12 protein-coding genes and 1 pseudogene are annotated in these 17,069 nt (G+C 52.9%); 10 read left to right on the forward strand and 3 right to left on the reverse strand.

The features are described 5' to 3' along the window. From tuf to dcuB, 10 genes and pseudogenes are all read left to right on the forward strand, one after another. Positions 1 to 170: pseudogene (gene tuf, locus CWM58_RS27020) on the forward strand (elongation factor Tu); the annotation flags it as partial. Between the two features lie 338 nt (positions 171 to 508). Next, a complete protein-coding gene (gene secE / locus CWM58_RS27030) occupies positions 509 to 892 on the forward strand; it encodes a preprotein translocase subunit SecE (protein WP_002883772.1) in 384 nt (127 codons plus the stop codon). Between the two features lies 1 nt (position 893). Then, positions 894 to 1,439 (forward strand): transcription termination/antitermination protein NusG, encoded by a 546-nt coding sequence (gene nusG / locus CWM58_RS27035; RefSeq protein WP_007665882.1) that lies wholly within the window; start codon positions 894 to 896, stop codon positions 1,437 to 1,439. Between the two features lie 155 nt (positions 1,440 to 1,594). Next, entirely contained in the window at positions 1,595 to 2,023 is a 429-nt protein-coding gene (gene rplK, locus CWM58_RS27040) for a 50S ribosomal protein L11 (protein WP_008808007.1), read from the forward strand. Positions 2,024 to 2,026: 3 nt separating this feature from the next. Next, complete coding sequence (rplA, locus tag CWM58_RS27045; protein WP_061156161.1) at positions 2,027 to 2,731, forward strand: 50S ribosomal protein L1; 705 nt, start codon at positions 2,027 to 2,029, stop codon at positions 2,729 to 2,731. A gap of 413 nt (positions 2,732 to 3,144) precedes the next feature. Further along, on the forward strand, positions 3,145 to 3,642 hold the full coding sequence (gene rplJ, locus CWM58_RS27055) for a 50S ribosomal protein L10 (protein ID WP_001207203.1): 498 nt from the start codon (positions 3,145 to 3,147) through the stop codon (positions 3,640 to 3,642). Positions 3,643 to 3,708: 66 nt separating this feature from the next. Next, positions 3,709 to 4,074, forward strand: a complete 366-nt coding sequence (rplL, locus tag CWM58_RS27060; RefSeq protein WP_002884142.1) for a 50S ribosomal protein L7/L12 — start codon at positions 3,709 to 3,711, stop codon at positions 4,072 to 4,074. Between the two features lie 324 nt (positions 4,075 to 4,398). Next, positions 4,399 to 8,427 (forward strand): DNA-directed RNA polymerase subunit beta, encoded by a 4,029-nt coding sequence (gene rpoB / locus CWM58_RS27065; RefSeq protein ID WP_061156160.1) that lies wholly within the window; start codon positions 4,399 to 4,401, stop codon positions 8,425 to 8,427. A 76-nt stretch (positions 8,428 to 8,503) separates the two neighbouring features. Next, positions 8,504 to 12,727: a DNA-directed RNA polymerase subunit beta' gene (rpoC, locus tag CWM58_RS27070; RefSeq protein ID WP_061156159.1), complete on the forward strand. Its 4,224-nt coding sequence runs from the start codon at positions 8,504 to 8,506 to the stop codon at positions 12,725 to 12,727. Between the two features lie 401 nt (positions 12,728 to 13,128). Beyond that, positions 13,129 to 14,469: an anaerobic C4-dicarboxylate transporter DcuB gene (gene dcuB, locus CWM58_RS27075; RefSeq protein WP_008808003.1), complete on the forward strand. Its 1,341-nt coding sequence runs from the start codon at positions 13,129 to 13,131 to the stop codon at positions 14,467 to 14,469. Between the two features lie 43 nt (positions 14,470 to 14,512). Here dcuB and CWM58_RS27080 read toward each other — a convergent pair whose 3' ends face one another. From CWM58_RS27080 to CWM58_RS27090, 3 genes are all read right to left on the reverse strand, one after another. Beyond that, positions 14,513 to 14,830 (reverse strand): PTS lactose/cellobiose transporter subunit IIA, encoded by a 318-nt coding sequence (locus tag CWM58_RS27080; protein ID WP_008808002.1) that lies wholly within the window; start codon positions 14,828 to 14,830, stop codon positions 14,513 to 14,515. 3 nt (positions 14,831 to 14,833) lie between these two features. After that, a complete protein-coding gene (locus tag CWM58_RS27085) occupies positions 14,834 to 15,139 on the reverse strand; it encodes a PTS sugar transporter subunit IIB (protein ID WP_002884150.1) in 306 nt (101 codons plus the stop codon). A 171-nt stretch (positions 15,140 to 15,310) separates the two neighbouring features. After that, positions 15,311 to 16,843: a sensor domain-containing diguanylate cyclase gene (locus tag CWM58_RS27090; RefSeq protein ID WP_165785860.1), complete on the reverse strand. Its 1,533-nt coding sequence runs from the start codon at positions 16,841 to 16,843 to the stop codon at positions 15,311 to 15,313. Positions 16,844 to 17,069: the final 226 nt, after the last annotated feature.

Below are 17,069 nucleotides of genomic sequence, written 5' to 3' on the forward strand. Positions count from 1 at the left end.
CTGGTACCATCGAACTGCCGGAAGGCGTAGAGATGGTAATGCCGGGCGACAACATCAAAATGGTTGTTACCCTGATCCACCCGATCGCGATGGACGATGGTCTGCGTTTCGCAATCCGTGAAGGCGGTCGTACCGTTGGCGCGGGCGTGGTTGCTAAAGTTCTCAGCTAATCGCTGATAACATTTGACGCAATGCGCAATAAAAGGGCATCATTTGATGCCCTTTTTGCACGCTTTCATACCAGAACCTGGCTCATCAGTGATTTTTTTTGTCATAATCATTGCTGAGACAGGCTCTGAAGAGGGCGTTTATACACCAAACCATTCGAGCGGTAGCGCGACGGCAAGTCAGCGTTCTTCTTTGCAATAGCAGGGCAGGGGCGACAAAACTGCCAGCGTTGAAGCAGTTTGAACGCGTTCAGTGTATAATCCGAAACTTAATTTCGGTTTGGATCGCCTCGCCCCCGCGGGGTGAAATTGTTTGTAGAATACTTCTGACAGGTTGGTTTATGAGTGCGAATACCGAAGCTCAAGGGAGCGGGCGCGGCCTGGAAGCGATGAAGTGGATTATCGTTGCCGTGCTGCTGATCGTGGCGATCGTGGGCAACTTCCTTTATCGCGACATTATGCTGGCGGTGCGTGCGCTGGCCGTGGTTATTCTTATTGCTGCTGCCGGTGGCGTCGCGCTGTTGACGACGAAAGGTAAGGCGACCGTTGCTTTTGCTCGCGAAGCGCGAACCGAAGTGCGTAAAGTGATTTGGCCGACTCGCCAGGAAACGCTGCATACTACGCTGATTGTTGCTGCCGTGACTGCAGTAATGTCACTGATCCTGTGGGGACTGGATGGTATTCTGGTTCGCCTGGTCTCCTTTATCACTGGCCTGAGGTTCTGAGATGTCTGAAGCTCCTAAAAAGCGCTGGTACGTCGTTCAGGCGTTTTCCGGTTTTGAAGGTCGCGTAGCTACTTCGCTGCGTGAACATATCAAATTACACAACATGGAAGAGTTGTTTGGCGAAGTCATGGTTCCAACCGAAGAAGTGGTTGAAATCCGTGGCGGCCAGCGTCGCAAAAGCGAACGTAAATTCTTCCCAGGCTACGTTCTGGTTCAGATGGTCATGAATGACGCGAGCTGGCACCTGGTGCGCAGCGTACCACGTGTGATGGGCTTCATCGGCGGTACTTCCGACCGTCCGGCGCCGATCAGCGACAAAGAAGTTGATGCCATCATGAACCGTCTGCAGCAGGTTGGCGATAAGCCACGTCCGAAAACACTGTTTGAGCCGGGCGAAATGGTTCGTGTCAACGATGGTCCGTTCGCTGACTTTAACGGCGTAGTTGAAGAAGTGGACTACGAAAAGTCCCGCCTGAAAGTTTCCGTTTCTATCTTCGGTCGTGCGACTCCGGTAGAACTGGACTTCGGTCAGGTTGAGAAGGCGTAAGCCGGCGATCAAAAAAGCAGCGATTTAGTCGTTGCATAGGGCGCGAAATTGGCATACAATTTCGCGCCTTTTGTTTTTATGGGCCTGGCCCGTAAAACGATGTTTATCACGGGGAGCTTCTCTGAAGCGCTATAACCCAATTTGAGGATTTAAGAATGGCTAAGAAAGTACAAGCCTACGTCAAGCTGCAGGTTGCAGCTGGTATGGCAAACCCGAGTCCGCCGGTTGGTCCAGCACTGGGTCAGCAGGGCGTTAACATCATGGAATTCTGCAAAGCGTTCAACGCAAAAACTGAATCCATGGAAAAAGGTCTGCCAATCCCGGTTGTTATCACCGTTTACGCTGACCGTTCTTTCACTTTCGTTACCAAAACCCCGCCGGCAGCAGTTCTGCTGAAAAAAGCGGCTGGTATCAAGTCCGGCTCTGGTAAGCCGAACAAAGATAAAGTTGGTAAAATTTCCCGCGCTCAGCTGCAGGAAATCGCGCAGACCAAAGCTGCCGACATGACTGGTGCCGACATTGAAGCGATGACTCGCTCCATCGAAGGTACTGCACGTTCCATGGGCCTGGTAGTGGAGGACTAAGAAATGGCTAAACTGACCAAGCGCATGTCCGTGATTCGTGACAAAGTTGATGCAACTAAACAGTACGACATCAACGAAGCCATTGCTCTGCTGAAAGAACTGGCTACTGCTAAGTTCGTTGAAAGCGTTGACGTTGCTGTAAACCTGGGCATCGATGCTCGTAAATCTGACCAGAACGTACGTGGTGCAACTGTACTGCCGCACGGTACTGGCCGTTCTGTTCGCGTTGCCGTATTTGCCCAGGGCGCAAACGCTGAAGCTGCAAAAGCTGCAGGCGCTGAGCTGGTAGGTATGGAAGATCTGGCTGACCAGATCAAGAAAGGCGAAATGAACTTTGACGTTGTTATTGCTTCTCCGGATGCAATGCGCGTTGTTGGCCAGCTGGGCCAGGTTCTTGGTCCGCGCGGCCTGATGCCAAACCCGAAAGTGGGTACCGTAACCCCTAACGTTGCTGAAGCGGTTAAGAACGCGAAAGCAGGTCAGGTTCGTTATCGTAACGACAAAAACGGCATCATCCACACCACCATCGGTAAAGTGGACTTTGACGCTGACAAACTGAAAGAAAACCTGGAATCTCTGCTGGTTGCGCTGAAAAAAGCAAAACCGACTCAGGCTAAAGGCGTGTACATCAAGAAAGTTAGCATCTCCACCACCATGGGTGCAGGTGTTGCAGTAGATCAGGCTGGCCTGAACGCTTCTGCAAACTAATGCCTTTACGTGGGCGGTGATTTTGTCTACAATCTTACCCCCACGATTCTGTCAATAAGACAGACGCTATGCGAGTCATTTGAATTGCAGCAAGGCAGCAATCGAGTGAATAACCGGGAGTGTAGTTAACTACATGACCGGTGTGAACGAGAGCAGCTAACGCCGCCGCGGTTCGAAGGACGAAGTCATAGGAAGAATTTGTTCGTTGGAGCCTGGCCTATCCAGGCCTCCGTCGAAGACCGCAGGAGTCTCGTAAGAGACTTAATCCCCTGCGTAGACGGTGACAGAACGCTAAGATTATTTTTGGATATTCTGGCTTGTTTCTGCTCACCGTATTAAGACGCTCTATTCGTTGAATAGAGTGAAGTGAGTTCCAGAGCATGAGCTCTGGCAAACATCCAGGAGCAAAGCTAATGGCTTTAAATCTTCAAGACAAACAAGCGATTGTTGCTGAAGTCAGCGAAGTAGCCAAAGGTGCGCTGTCTGCAGTAGTTGCGGATTCCCGTGGCGTAACTGTGGATAAAATGACTGAACTGCGTAAAGCAGGTCGTGAAGCTGGCGTATACATGCGTGTTGTTCGTAACACCCTGCTGCGCCGCGTCGTTGAAGGTACTCAGTTCGAGTGCCTGAAAGACACGTTTGTTGGTCCGACCCTGATTGCATACTCTATGGAACACCCGGGCGCTGCTGCTCGTCTGTTCAAAGAGTTCGCGAAAGCGAATGCAAAATTTGAGGTCAAAGCCGCTGCCTTTGAAGGTGAGCTGATCCCGGCGTCGCAGATCGACCGCCTGGCAACTCTGCCGACCTACGAAGAAGCAATTGCACGCCTGATGGCAACCATGAAAGAAGCTTCGGCTGGCAAACTGGTTCGTACTCTGGCTGCTGTACGCGATGCGAAAGAAGCTGCTTAATTGCGGTTGTCTTTATAAAGCATTCGCTTACGTATAAACTTATTCTGATATTCAGGAACAATTTAAATGTCTATCACTAAAGATCAAATCATTGAAGCAGTATCCGCTATGTCCGTAATGGACGTTGTTGAGCTGATCTCTGCAATGGAAGAAAAATTCGGTGTTTCCGCTGCTGCTGCTGTAGCTGTAGCTGCTGGCCCGGTTGAAGCTGCTGAAGAAAAAACTGAATTCGACGTAATTCTGAAAGCTGCTGGCGCTAACAAAGTTGCTGTTATCAAAGCAGTACGTGGCGCAACTGGCCTGGGTCTGAAAGAAGCTAAAGACCTGGTAGAATCTGCTCCGGCTGCACTGAAAGAAGGCATCAGCAAAGACGACGCTGAAGCTCTGAAAAAATCTCTGGAAGAAGCTGGCGCTGAAGTTGAAGTTAAATAAGCCAACCCTTCCGGTTGCAGCCTGAGAAATCAGGCTGAGGCTGGTGACTTTTTAGTCACCAGCCTTTTTGCGCTGTAAGGCGCCAGTAGCATTTCACACTGTTTGACTGCTGGTTTGCCTGACAATGCTTGTTTCTATCGACGACTTAATATACTGCGACAGGTTAGGGTTCCTGGGCTGTGTAAATCGCAACGAAATGGTTTAAGCGTGATAGCAACAGGTATTGCGGAAAGTGTTCCATTTTCCGGTCAACAAAATAGTGTTGCATAAAAAACTGCCTTACTTAGGCAGACGGGTCGACTTGTCAGCGAGCTGAGGAACCCTATGGTTTACTCCTATACCGAGAAAAAACGTATTCGTAAGGATTTTGGTAAACGTCCACAAGTTCTGGACATACCTTATCTCCTTTCTATCCAGCTTGATTCGTTCCAGAAGTTTATCGAGCAAGATCCTGAAGGGCAGTATGGTCTGGAAGCAGCCTTCCGTTCCGTATTCCCGATTCAGAGCTACAGCGGTAATTCAGAGCTGCAATACGTCAGCTACCGTCTGGGCGAACCTGTTTTTGATGTTAAAGAATGTCAGATCCGTGGCGTGACTTATTCTGCACCGCTGCGCGTAAAACTGCGTCTGGTGATCTACGAGCGCGAAGCGCCGGAAGGCACCGTTAAAGACATTAAAGAACAAGAAGTCTACATGGGCGAAATTCCGCTCATGACCGACAACGGTACCTTCGTTATCAACGGTACCGAGCGTGTTATCGTTTCTCAGCTGCACCGTAGCCCGGGCGTCTTCTTTGACAGTGACAAAGGTAAGACCCACTCATCCGGTAAGGTCCTGTATAACGCACGTATTATCCCTTACCGCGGTTCCTGGCTGGACTTCGAATTCGACCCGAAAGACAACCTGTTTGTTCGTATCGACCGTCGTCGTAAACTGCCGGCAACTATCATTCTGCGCGCGCTGAATTACACCACTGAGCAGATCCTTGACCTGTTCTTCGAGAAAGTGGTCTTTGAAATTCGCGACAACAAGCTGCAGATGGAGCTAATACCGGAGCGTCTGCGCGGTGAAACCGCCTCCTTCGATATCGAAGCCAACGGTAAAGTGTACGTTGAGAAAGGCCGCCGTATTACTGCGCGCCACATTCGCCAGCTGGAAAAAGACGATATCAAACATATCGAAGTTCCGGTTGAGTACATTGCGGGCAAAGTCGCTTCTAAAGACTACATCGACGAAGCGACTGGCGAGCTGATCTGCCCGGCGAACATGGAACTGAGCCTGGATCTGCTGGCTAAGCTGAGCCAGTCCGGCCACAAGCGTATCGAAACGCTGTTCACCAACGATCTGGACCACGGCCCGTACATTTCTGAAACGGTACGCGTCGACCCGACCAACGATCGTCTGAGCGCGCTGGTAGAAATCTACCGCATGATGCGCCCGGGTGAGCCGCCGACTCGTGAAGCGGCTGAAAGCCTGTTCGAGAACCTGTTCTTCTCCGAAGACCGCTACGATCTGTCCGCGGTTGGTCGTATGAAGTTCAACCGTTCTCTGCTGCGTGACGAAATCGAAGGTTCCGGTATCCTGAGCAAAGACGACATCATCGAAGTGATGAAGAAGCTCATCGATATCCGTAACGGTAAAGGCGAAGTCGATGATATCGACCACCTCGGCAACCGTCGTATCCGTTCCGTTGGCGAAATGGCGGAAAACCAGTTCCGCGTTGGCCTGGTGCGTGTAGAGCGTGCGGTTAAAGAGCGTCTGTCTCTGGGCGATCTGGATACCCTGATGCCTCAGGATATGATCAACGCCAAACCGATTTCCGCAGCAGTGAAAGAGTTCTTTGGTTCCAGCCAGCTGTCACAGTTTATGGACCAGAACAACCCGCTGTCTGAGATTACGCACAAACGTCGTATCTCCGCACTCGGCCCAGGCGGTCTGACCCGTGAACGCGCAGGCTTCGAAGTTCGAGACGTACACCCGACTCACTACGGTCGCGTATGTCCAATCGAAACGCCTGAAGGTCCGAACATCGGTCTGATCAACTCCCTGTCCGTGTACGCACAGACTAACGAATATGGCTTCCTTGAGACGCCGTATCGTAAAGTGACTGACGGTGTGGTTACCGACGAAATTCATTACCTGTCTGCCATCGAAGAAGGTAACTACGTCATCGCTCAGGCGAACTCCAACCTGGATGACGAAGGCCACTTTGTTGAAGATCTGGTTACCTGCCGTAGCAAAGGCGAATCCAGCTTGTTCAGCCGCGACCAGGTTGACTACATGGACGTATCCACCCAGCAGGTGGTATCCGTCGGTGCGTCCCTGATCCCGTTCCTGGAACACGATGACGCCAACCGTGCATTGATGGGTGCGAACATGCAACGTCAGGCGGTTCCGACTCTGCGCGCTGATAAGCCGCTGGTTGGTACCGGTATGGAACGTGCTGTTGCCGTTGACTCCGGTGTTACTGCGGTCGCTAAACGCGGCGGTACCGTTCAGTACGTGGATGCTTCCCGTATCGTTATCAAAGTTAACGAAGACGAGATGTACCCGGGCGAAGCAGGTATCGACATCTACAACCTGACCAAGTACACCCGTTCTAACCAGAACACCTGCATCAACCAGATGCCTTGCGTGTCCCTGGGCGAACCCATTGAGCGCGGCGACGTGCTGGCCGACGGCCCGTCCACCGACCTCGGTGAACTGGCGCTGGGTCAGAACATGCGCGTAGCGTTCATGCCGTGGAACGGCTACAACTTCGAAGACTCCATCCTCGTATCCGAGCGTGTTGTCCAGGAAGACCGTTTCACCACCATCCACATTCAGGAACTGGCGTGCGTGTCCCGTGACACTAAGCTGGGGCCGGAAGAGATCACCGCTGACATCCCGAACGTGGGTGAAGCTGCGCTCTCTAAACTGGATGAGTCCGGTATCGTTTATATCGGTGCTGAAGTGACCGGCGGCGACATTCTGGTTGGTAAGGTAACGCCGAAAGGTGAAACCCAGCTGACGCCGGAAGAGAAACTGCTGCGTGCAATCTTCGGTGAGAAAGCGTCTGACGTTAAAGACTCTTCTCTGCGCGTGCCGAACGGTGTCTCTGGTACCGTTATCGACGTTCAGGTCTTTACCCGTGACGGCGTAGAAAAAGACAAACGTGCGCTGGAAATCGAAGAGATGCAGCTGAAGCAGGCGAAGAAAGACCTGTCTGAAGAACTGCAGATCCTCGAAGCCGGTCTGTTCAGTCGTATCTACGCGGTGCTGGTCTCCGGTGGCGTTGAAGCTGAGAAGCTCGACAAACTGCCGCGCGATCGCTGGCTGGAACTGGGCCTGACCGACGAAGAGAAACAAAATCAGCTGGAGCAACTGGCTGAGCAGTATGACGAACTGAAACACGAGTTCGAGAAAAAACTCGAAGCGAAACGCCGTAAAATCACTCAAGGCGATGATCTCGCACCGGGCGTGCTGAAGATTGTTAAGGTATACCTGGCCGTTAAACGCCGTATCCAGCCTGGTGATAAGATGGCAGGTCGTCACGGTAACAAGGGTGTTATCTCTAAGATCAACCCGATCGAAGATATGCCGCACGATGCTAACGGTACGCCGGTAGATATCGTACTGAACCCGCTGGGCGTACCGTCTCGTATGAACATCGGTCAGATCCTGGAAACTCACCTGGGTATGGCTGCGAAAGGCATCGGCGACAAGATCAACGCCATGCTGAAACAGCAGCAAGAAGTCGCGAAACTGCGCGAATTCATCCAGCGTGCTTACGATCTGGGCGCTGACGTTCGCCAGAAAGTTGACCTGAATACCTTCAGCGATGAAGAAGTTCTGCGTCTGGCTGAAAACCTGCGTAAAGGCATGCCGATCGCAACGCCGGTATTCGACGGTGCGAAAGAAGCTGAAATCAAAGAGCTGCTGCAGCTGGGCGACCTGCCGACTTCCGGTCAGATCACCCTGTTTGACGGCCGCACCGGTGAACAGTTCGAACGTCCGGTAACCGTGGGTTACATGTACATGCTGAAACTGAACCACCTGGTCGACGACAAAATGCACGCTCGTTCCACCGGTTCCTACAGCCTGGTTACTCAGCAGCCGCTGGGTGGTAAGGCGCAGTTCGGTGGTCAGCGCTTCGGTGAGATGGAAGTGTGGGCGCTGGAAGCTTATGGCGCGGCCTACACCCTGCAGGAAATGCTCACCGTTAAGTCTGATGACGTGAATGGTCGTACCAAGATGTATAAAAACATCGTGGACGGCAACCACCAGATGGAACCGGGCATGCCGGAATCCTTCAACGTACTGTTGAAAGAGATCCGCTCGCTGGGCATCAACATCGAACTGGAAGACGAGTAACTCTCGCTCAAACAGGTCACTGGTGCCGGGGTAAAACCCGGCGCCAGATTGTGCTAACTCCGACGGGAGCAAATCCGTGAAAGACTTATTAAAGTTTCTGAAAGCGCAAACTAAAACCGAAGAGTTTGATGCGATCAAAATTGCTCTGGCATCGCCAGACATGATCCGTTCATGGTCTTTCGGTGAAGTTAAAAAGCCGGAAACCATTAACTACCGTACGTTCAAGCCTGAGCGTGACGGTCTGTTCTGTGCTCGTATTTTCGGGCCAGTAAAAGACTATGAGTGCCTGTGCGGTAAGTACAAGCGCCTGAAACACCGCGGTGTGATCTGTGAGAAGTGCGGCGTTGAAGTGACCCAGACTAAAGTGCGTCGTGAGCGCATGGGCCACATCGAGCTGGCATGTCCGACGGCACACATCTGGTTCCTGAAATCGCTGCCGTCCCGTATCGGCCTGCTGCTGGATATGCCGCTGCGCGATATCGAACGTGTACTGTACTTTGAATCCTATGTGGTTATCGAAGGTGGCATGACCAACCTCGAACGCAACCAGATTCTGACTGAAGAGCAGTACCTGGATGCGCTGGAAGAGTTCGGTGACGAATTCGACGCGAAAATGGGTGCGGAAGCGATCCAGGCGCTGCTGCGCAATATGGATCTGGAGCAGGAATGCGAACAGCTGCGTGAAGAGCTGAACGAAACCAACTCCGAAACCAAGCGTAAAAAGCTGACCAAGCGCATTAAGCTGCTGGAAGCGTTCGTTCAGTCTGGCAACAAGCCGGAATGGATGATCCTGACCGTTCTGCCGGTTCTGCCGCCAGATCTGCGTCCGCTGGTTCCGCTGGATGGCGGCCGTTTTGCGACTTCTGACCTGAACGATCTGTATCGTCGCGTCATTAACCGTAACAACCGTCTGAAACGTCTGCTGGATCTGGCTGCGCCGGACATCATCGTACGCAACGAAAAACGTATGCTGCAGGAAGCGGTTGACGCCCTGCTGGATAACGGTCGTCGCGGTCGTGCGATCACCGGTTCTAACAAACGTCCTCTGAAATCTTTGGCCGATATGATCAAAGGTAAACAGGGTCGTTTCCGTCAGAACCTGCTCGGTAAGCGTGTTGACTACTCCGGTCGTTCTGTTATCACCGTAGGTCCATACCTGCGTCTGCATCAGTGCGGTCTGCCGAAGAAAATGGCGCTGGAGCTGTTCAAACCGTTCATCTATGGCAAGCTGGAACTGCGTGGCCTGGCCACCACCATCAAAGCCGCTAAGAAAATGGTTGAGCGCGAAGAAGCCGTCGTTTGGGATATCCTGGACGAAGTTATCCGCGAACACCCGGTACTGCTGAACCGTGCACCAACCCTGCACCGTTTAGGTATCCAGGCATTCGAACCGGTTCTGATCGAAGGTAAAGCAATTCAGCTGCACCCGCTGGTTTGTGCGGCATATAACGCCGACTTCGATGGTGACCAGATGGCTGTTCACGTACCGCTGACGCTGGAAGCCCAGCTGGAAGCGCGTGCGCTGATGATGTCTACCAACAACATCCTGTCCCCGGCGAACGGCGAACCAATCATCGTTCCGTCTCAGGACGTTGTACTGGGTCTGTACTACATGACCCGCGACTGTGTTAACGCCAAAGGCGAAGGCATGGTGCTGACTGGCCCGAAAGAAGCGGAGCGTATTTATCGCGCCGGTCTGGCCTCTCTGCATGCGCGCGTTAAAGTGCGTATCACCGAATACGAAAAAGACGACAATGGTGAATTCGTCGCGAAGACCAGCCTGAAAGACACGACCGTTGGCCGTGCCATTCTGTGGATGATCGTACCGAAAGGTCTGCCGTTCTCTATCGTGAACCAGGCGCTCGGTAAGAAAGCAATCTCCAAGATGCTGAACACCTGTTACCGTATTCTGGGCCTGAAACCGACCGTTATTTTTGCGGACCAGACGATGTACACCGGCTTTGCTTATGCAGCGCGTTCAGGTGCATCCGTTGGTATCGATGACATGGTCATCCCGGAGAAAAAATACGAAATCATCAGCGAAGCGGAAGCGGAAGTTGCTGAGATTCAGGAACAGTTCCAGTCTGGTCTGGTCACCGCGGGCGAACGCTACAACAAAGTTATCGATATCTGGGCTGCGGCGAACGATCGTGTATCCAAAGCGATGATGGATAACCTGCAAACCGAAACCGTGATTAACCGTGACGGTCAGGAAGAGCAGCAGGTTTCCTTCAACAGCATCTACATGATGGCCGACTCCGGTGCGCGTGGTTCTGCAGCACAGATTCGTCAGCTGGCTGGTATGCGTGGTCTGATGGCGAAGCCGGATGGCTCCATCATCGAAACGCCGATCACCGCGAACTTCCGTGAAGGTCTGAACGTACTCCAGTACTTCATCTCCACCCACGGTGCGCGTAAAGGTCTGGCGGATACCGCACTGAAGACAGCGAACTCCGGTTACCTGACTCGTCGTCTGGTTGACGTTGCCCAGGACCTGGTCGTCACTGAAGACGACTGCGGTACCCTGGAAGGCATCACCATGACGCCGGTTATCGAAGGTGGCGACGTTAAAGAGCCGCTGCGTGATCGCGTACTGGGTCGTGTGACTGCTGAAGACGTTCTGAAGCCGGGCACCGCGGACATTCTGGTTCCACGCAACACGCTGCTGCATGAGCACTGGTGTGACCTGCTGGAAGAGAACTCCGTTGACTCTGTCAAAGTTCGTTCCGTTGTATCCTGTGACACCGACTTTGGTGTATGTGCGCACTGCTACGGTCGTGACCTGGCGCGTGGCCACATCATCAACAAAGGTGAGGCTATCGGCGTTATCGCGGCACAGTCCATCGGTGAGCCGGGTACACAGCTGACGATGCGTACGTTCCACATCGGTGGTGCGGCATCTCGTGCGGCTGCTGAATCCAGCATCCAGGTGAAAAACAAAGGTAGCATCCGTCTGAGCAATGCGAAGTCGGTTGTGAACTCCAGCGGTAAACTGGTTATCACCTCTCGTAACACCGAGCTGAAACTGATCGACGAATTCGGCCGTACGAAAGAAAGCTATAAAGTGCCTTACGGCTCCGTTATGGCGAAAGGCGATGGCGAACAGGTTGCCGGCGGTGAAACTGTTGCAAACTGGGATCCGCATACCATGCCGGTTATCACCGAAGTGAGTGGTTTCGTCCGCTTCACTGACATGATCGACGGCCAGACCATTACTCGTCAGACCGACGAGCTGACCGGTCTGTCTTCGCTGGTGGTTCTGGATTCTGCAGAACGTACCGCAGGTGGTAAAGATCTGCGTCCGGCGCTGAAAATTGTTGATGCTCAGGGCAACGACGTTCTGATCCCAGGCACCGATATGCCTGCTCAGTACTTCCTGCCGGGTAAAGCGATTGTTCAGCTGGAAGATGGCGTACAGATTAGCTCTGGTGACACCCTGGCGCGTGTTCCGCAGGAATCTGGCGGTACCAAGGACATCACCGGTGGTCTGCCGCGCGTTGCGGATCTGTTCGAAGCACGTCGTCCGAAAGAGCCGGCAATCCTGGCTGAAATCAGCGGCATCATTTCCTTCGGTAAAGAAACCAAAGGGAAACGTCGTCTGGTTATCACCCCGGTAGACGGTAGCGAACCGTACGAAGAGATGATTCCGAAATGGCGTCAGCTGAACGTGTTCGAAGGTGAACGTGTAGAACGTGGTGACGTGGTTTCCGACGGTCCGGAAGCACCGCACGACATTCTGCGTCTTCGTGGCGTGCACGCGGTAACGCGTTACATCACCAACGAAGTTCAGGATGTTTACCGTCTGCAAGGCGTTAAGATTAACGATAAGCACATTGAGGTTATCGTTCGTCAGATGCTGCGTAAAGCGACCATCGAAAGTGCTGGTAGCTCCGACTTCCTCGAAGGCGAGCAGGTTGAATACTCCCGCGTTAAGATCGCTAACCGCGAGCTTGAAGCGAATGGCAAAGTTGCGGCAACCTATTCCCGCGACCTGCTGGGTATCACCAAAGCGTCTCTGGCAACCGAGTCCTTCATCTCCGCGGCATCGTTCCAGGAGACCACTCGCGTGCTGACCGAAGCAGCTGTTGCGGGCAAACGCGACGAACTGCGCGGTCTGAAAGAGAACGTCATCGTGGGTCGTCTGATCCCGGCGGGTACCGGTTATGCGTACCACCAGGATCGTATGCGCCGTCGCGCAGCGGGCGAACAGCCAGCTGCACCGCAGGTGAGCGTAGAAGAAGCGTCTGCCAACCTGGCAGAACTGCTGAACGCAGGCCTGGGCGGTTCTGACAACGATTAATCGTTGATGCACTGCTAAAAAGCCGGTCAGGTTTCCTGACCGGCTTTTTTATTGTTTGTCCGCCGCCTCGCCCTCTTCTTTAATTACATTTACGACATATTAACGCCGCATATTTTTAGCAATTAATTCATATAAAATATCCATCCCCCGTTCACTGGAAAAAACCTTTATTTATATATGGGTAAAAGTTCTACTCATATCAAAAAATAATCAATCCAAAGGCGATATATTCAAAATACCTAATGAATCATGGGATTACTTCTGCTGCTTTATCTTCGGAGCTACTGCTCTGGAGAGGGATCGCCGCATCTCATGCTTCTCCCGATAAGACGCAGAAATAATACCGGCAGGCAGGTGTTGGTCATTTCTTTTGGTCTGAGTGGACAGGCTCTGGGGGCTGCATGGAATTTGCGATACAACTCATTATTATCTTAATTTGTCTGTTTTATGGTGCCAGAAAAGGCGGTATTGCGCTGGGCCTGTTGGGCGGCATCGGTTTGGTTATCCTCGTTTTTGTGTTCCATCTCCAGCCGGGTAAACCGCCGGTTGATGTGATGTTAGTCATCATTGCCGTTGTGGCCGCTTCGGCGACGCTACAGGCGTCGGGCGGGCTGGATGTCATGTTACAGATTGCCGAGAAGCTGCTGCGGCGCAACCCGAAATATGTCTCGATCGTCGCGCCTTTCGTCACCTGCACGCTGACCATTCTCTGTGGTACCGGACACGTGGTGTACACGATCCTGCCGATTATCTACGATGTCGCCATTAAGAATAACATTCGTCCGGAGCGTCCGATGGCGGCCAGCTCCATAGGCGCCCAGATGGGGATCATCGCCAGCCCGGTCTCGGTAGCAGTGGTTTCGCTGGTGGCGATGCTGGGGAATTTTACCTTTAACGGTAAACACCTGGAATTTCTCGACCTGCTGGCGATAACCATTCCGTCCACACTGTTGGGGATCCTGGCGATCGGTATCTTCAGTTGGTTCCGTGGCAAAGATCTGGATAAAGACGAAGCCTTCCAGGCGTTTATTGCGGTACCGGAAAATCGCCATTACGTCTATGGCGATACAGCGACGCTGCTGGATAAAAAGCTGCCGACCAGCAACTGGATTGCGATGTGGATCTTCCTTGCTTCCATCGCCGTGGTGGCCCTGCTCGGCGCGTTTTCCGAACTACGCCCGGCCTTCGACGGTAAGCCGCTGTCGATGGTGCTGGTGATCCAGATGTTCATGCTGCTCTCCGGGGCGCTTATTATCATCATTACCAAAACTAACCCGGCGTCGATTTCTAAAAATGAGGTTTTCCGTTCGGGAATGATCGCTATCGTCGCGGTATACGGTATCGCGTGGATGGCGGAAACTATGTTCGGCGCGCATATGACCGAGATTAAAGGTGTGCTCGGGGAGATGGTGAAGGAGTACCCGTGGGCCTACGCCATCGTGCTGTTACTGGTATCTAAGTTTGTTAACTCCCAGGCGGCAGCGCTGGCGGCGATTGTGCCGGTAGCCCTGGCCATCGGCGTCGACCCGGCCTATATCGTGGCTTCTGCGCCGGCCTGCTATGGCTACTATATTCTGCCGACCTACCCAAGCGATCTGGCGGCTATCCAGTTCGACCGTTCAGGCACGACGCATATCGGCCGCTTTGTCATTAACCACAGCTTTATCCTGCCCGGGCTCATCGGTGTCGGTGTCTCCTGCGTGTTTGGCTGGGTATTTGCCGCAATGTACGGTTTTCTTTGAGAGGGGACGGGCGCCGGCAGCGGCGCCCGTTAAATCCGCGAGGTTACTGCGCGAGCGGCAGACGACGATAGAGTTCAATCATATCGGTCGCCAGATCCTGAATGACCATGGCGTTCATCAGGTGGTCCTGAGAGTGAACGGTGATCAGGTTGACCGGCAGCTTACCGGTACCTTCATCCAGGCCGATGAGCTGGGTCTGGATTTTATGCGCATGTTTGACGAACTCATGGGATTCGGCCATGGCCTGCTCGGCTGCCGCAAAGTCACCTTTCCGTGCTAACTGGAGAGCAGTGAGCGCCGCGCTACGTGCGGAACCGGCATTGACCAACAGCTCCATGATGATCGTTTCTAAATCTTCCATCGATTACTCCAGCATCTTAAGGGCTTTATCCAGAACGGCATCACCTTTCATCATGCCGTAGTCCATCATATCGATCACCGCGACTTTCTTGCCGAAGGGATCGGCCAGCGCCTGCAGTTTAGCCTGCTCATATTTCACCTGCGGGCCGAGCAAAATAATGTCGGCGGCGGCCAGGTTATCTTTAAACTCGGCGACCGGGACGGCCTTGATAGAAACCTCAACACCTTTTTTCTGCGCGGCATCTTGCATACGCTGAACCAGCATGCTGGTGGACATACCGGCGGCACAGCACAAAACGATATTCTTCATAGTCAGTGGCTCTTGTGTTCCGTGATGTCTTATCTTTATCGCGGCCCTGGCGATGCGACAACCGCTTTACCATGATTGTGTGTAAGTCATCACACAAAAATTGAAACCGGTTTCATTTTTGCCGGTAAAAATAAAAAAGCCCACCGAAGTGGGCGGCCGTGTCCTGTTGTCTTACGCGCGCAGGATGCGGTTTTTACCTTGTTGCTTGGCTTTGTAAAGCGCCTCATCGACGCTCACCACCAGCTTATCCAGCGGCTCCATGTTCCATTCCCCCAGTCCGGCGCTAAAGGTGACCGTCAAGCCATCTTCGCGCCAGGTGCGCCGCTCGACGTTGACCCGCCATGTTTCCAGCAGCGTTCGGGCGTTATCGATATGTTCGGCAGGAAAGACCACGGCGAACTCTTCACCGCCGTAGCGATAAAGGGAAATCTCCAGCGGCTGGAGGACCTGCAGCCCCTCGCGGGCGACGTTGCGCAGGACGATATCGCCGTTGAGGTGTCCCCAGGTGTCGTTGATCGATTTGAAGTTATCGATATCGACCAGAGCGAGGGCGAAAGGTTGGTGATCGTTCATCAGCGCGGCGATATCGCTGTCGAAGGCGCGGCGGTTTTTACAACCAGTGAGGGCGTCGATGGTGGCCTGGCGGACGTAGGTCAGTTCGCGTTGCTTGTTGGTTTCAATTGCTTTACTCAGCATTGCCTCAAGGCGCGGAGCACGTTTGACGTCACCCGTTTTAATCGCATTGATGATATTCATCAGTACGGTACGGGAGGCATGACGCAGATAAAGGCCGAACAAAATGATGATGATCGCCGCGAGTGCGAAACCGCCGATCACTAAGTTCGTCTCATGGCGCGTCAGATTGATAAGGGTGGCGTTATCGACACGGTAAATCACGAACCAGTCGGGATTGGTAAAGGAGTAGTAGTAATACCAGGTATCGCTCCTGGTATCGTAAAGCTGTCCCTCTCCGCTGGTCATTTTATCCATCAGTTCGCCGCTGACGAAGGGTTTAAACAGCGCGCCCGGGTCGGAGTGCAGGACAACATTGCCATCCCGCTGCACTACAAAAAATTCTCCCTGCACGGGGGCGACCATCTGCCGTAGTGCGAACCCCATGGAGGTGAGATCAAGATGAAAAGCCAGGCTGCCTTTGAGTCTACCCTCCGGAGTAATGATGGGTTTGAAAATGGTAATCGTCGGATGATGGGTGAAATAATCCATATACGGGCTGGTGTAGTGGCTGAAGGTGCTGGCTTCCGCCTGTTTGATAAACCAGGGGCGCGTTTTCGGATCGAAGGCTTTACTGTCTTCATTTTGCAGCATCTCCGGAGCACGCAGATAGTGGCCCGAGGTATCCGCCAGCGAGATGGATGAGACGCTTGGCATCATGTTCTGTAACTGCATTAGCGTGGTTAACCCTTTCTCCGGATCAACATTCACCGCGTGATTGAGTGCGTCATTACGGGCGAAGAAGGTGGCCGCCCGTCCGAGGATAAAATCATTTTCCCGCAGCAGCGTTTCCGTGTAGTTGATGGCCAGGTTGTGGGTAAAGTTGCGGTTAATATCGTGATAATCTTCGAGAAAATCTTTCCGCTGTGCCAGGGTGACGAAAGTAGCAATCAGCATAAAACTGAGCAAAATGCCGGCAAACCCCACGACGATTGGTGTCGTAAAAGAGAGCTTTCTGTTGTGTAGCGCCATGAATCGTTAATCGTCCCGGATGTATAAACCAAGGGTCCGAACGCAGCTTGTGTCAGCGAGCCTGCCGATCGAATCAGTTAACTATTGCTCAATTATAACTCTGAGGCCTTCATCTATCGTGATTTATATTCGTCGATAATGAACTGGCCCTCGCGCAGCGCGGAGAGGCAGGGCGAAAATGAGGAAGAAAACGTTCGCCCTGGTCAGCGTCCGCTGCTGACCCGGG

Source organism: Klebsiella sp. H-Nf2 (genome assembly GCF_002806645.1).
GTDB lineage: Bacteria > Pseudomonadota > Gammaproteobacteria > Enterobacterales > Enterobacteriaceae > Klebsiella > Klebsiella variicola.

Bases quoted from the DNA above. Each gene is read 5' to 3' on its own strand.
- secE (WP_002883772.1), top strand. From the start codon at position 509: ATGAGTGCGAATACCGAAGCTCAAGGGAGCGGGCGCGGCCTGGAAGCG.
- nusG (WP_007665882.1), top strand. From the start codon at position 894: ATGTCTGAAGCTCCTAAAAAGCGCTGGTACGTCGTTCAGGCGTTTTCC.
- rplK (WP_008808007.1), top strand. From the start codon at position 1,595: ATGGCTAAGAAAGTACAAGCCTACGTCAAGCTGCAGGTTGCAGCTGGT.
- rplA (WP_061156161.1), top strand. From the start codon at position 2,027: ATGGCTAAACTGACCAAGCGCATGTCCGTGATTCGTGACAAAGTTGAT.
- rplJ (WP_001207203.1), top strand. From the start codon at position 3,145: ATGGCTTTAAATCTTCAAGACAAACAAGCGATTGTTGCTGAAGTCAGC.
- rplL (WP_002884142.1), top strand. From the start codon at position 3,709: ATGTCTATCACTAAAGATCAAATCATTGAAGCAGTATCCGCTATGTCC.
- rpoB (WP_061156160.1), top strand. From the start codon at position 4,399: ATGGTTTACTCCTATACCGAGAAAAAACGTATTCGTAAGGATTTTGGT.
- dcuB (WP_008808003.1), top strand. From the start codon at position 13,129: ATGGAATTTGCGATACAACTCATTATTATCTTAATTTGTCTGTTTTAT.
- CWM58_RS27080 (WP_008808002.1), bottom strand. From the start codon at position 14,830: ATGGAAGATTTAGAAACGATCATCATGGAGCTGTTGGTCAATGCCGGT.
- CWM58_RS27085 (WP_002884150.1), bottom strand. From the start codon at position 15,139: ATGAAGAATATCGTTTTGTGCTGTGCCGCCGGTATGTCCACCAGCATG.
- CWM58_RS27090 (WP_165785860.1), bottom strand. From the start codon at position 16,843: ATGGCGCTACACAACAGAAAGCTCTCTTTTACGACACCAATCGTCGTG.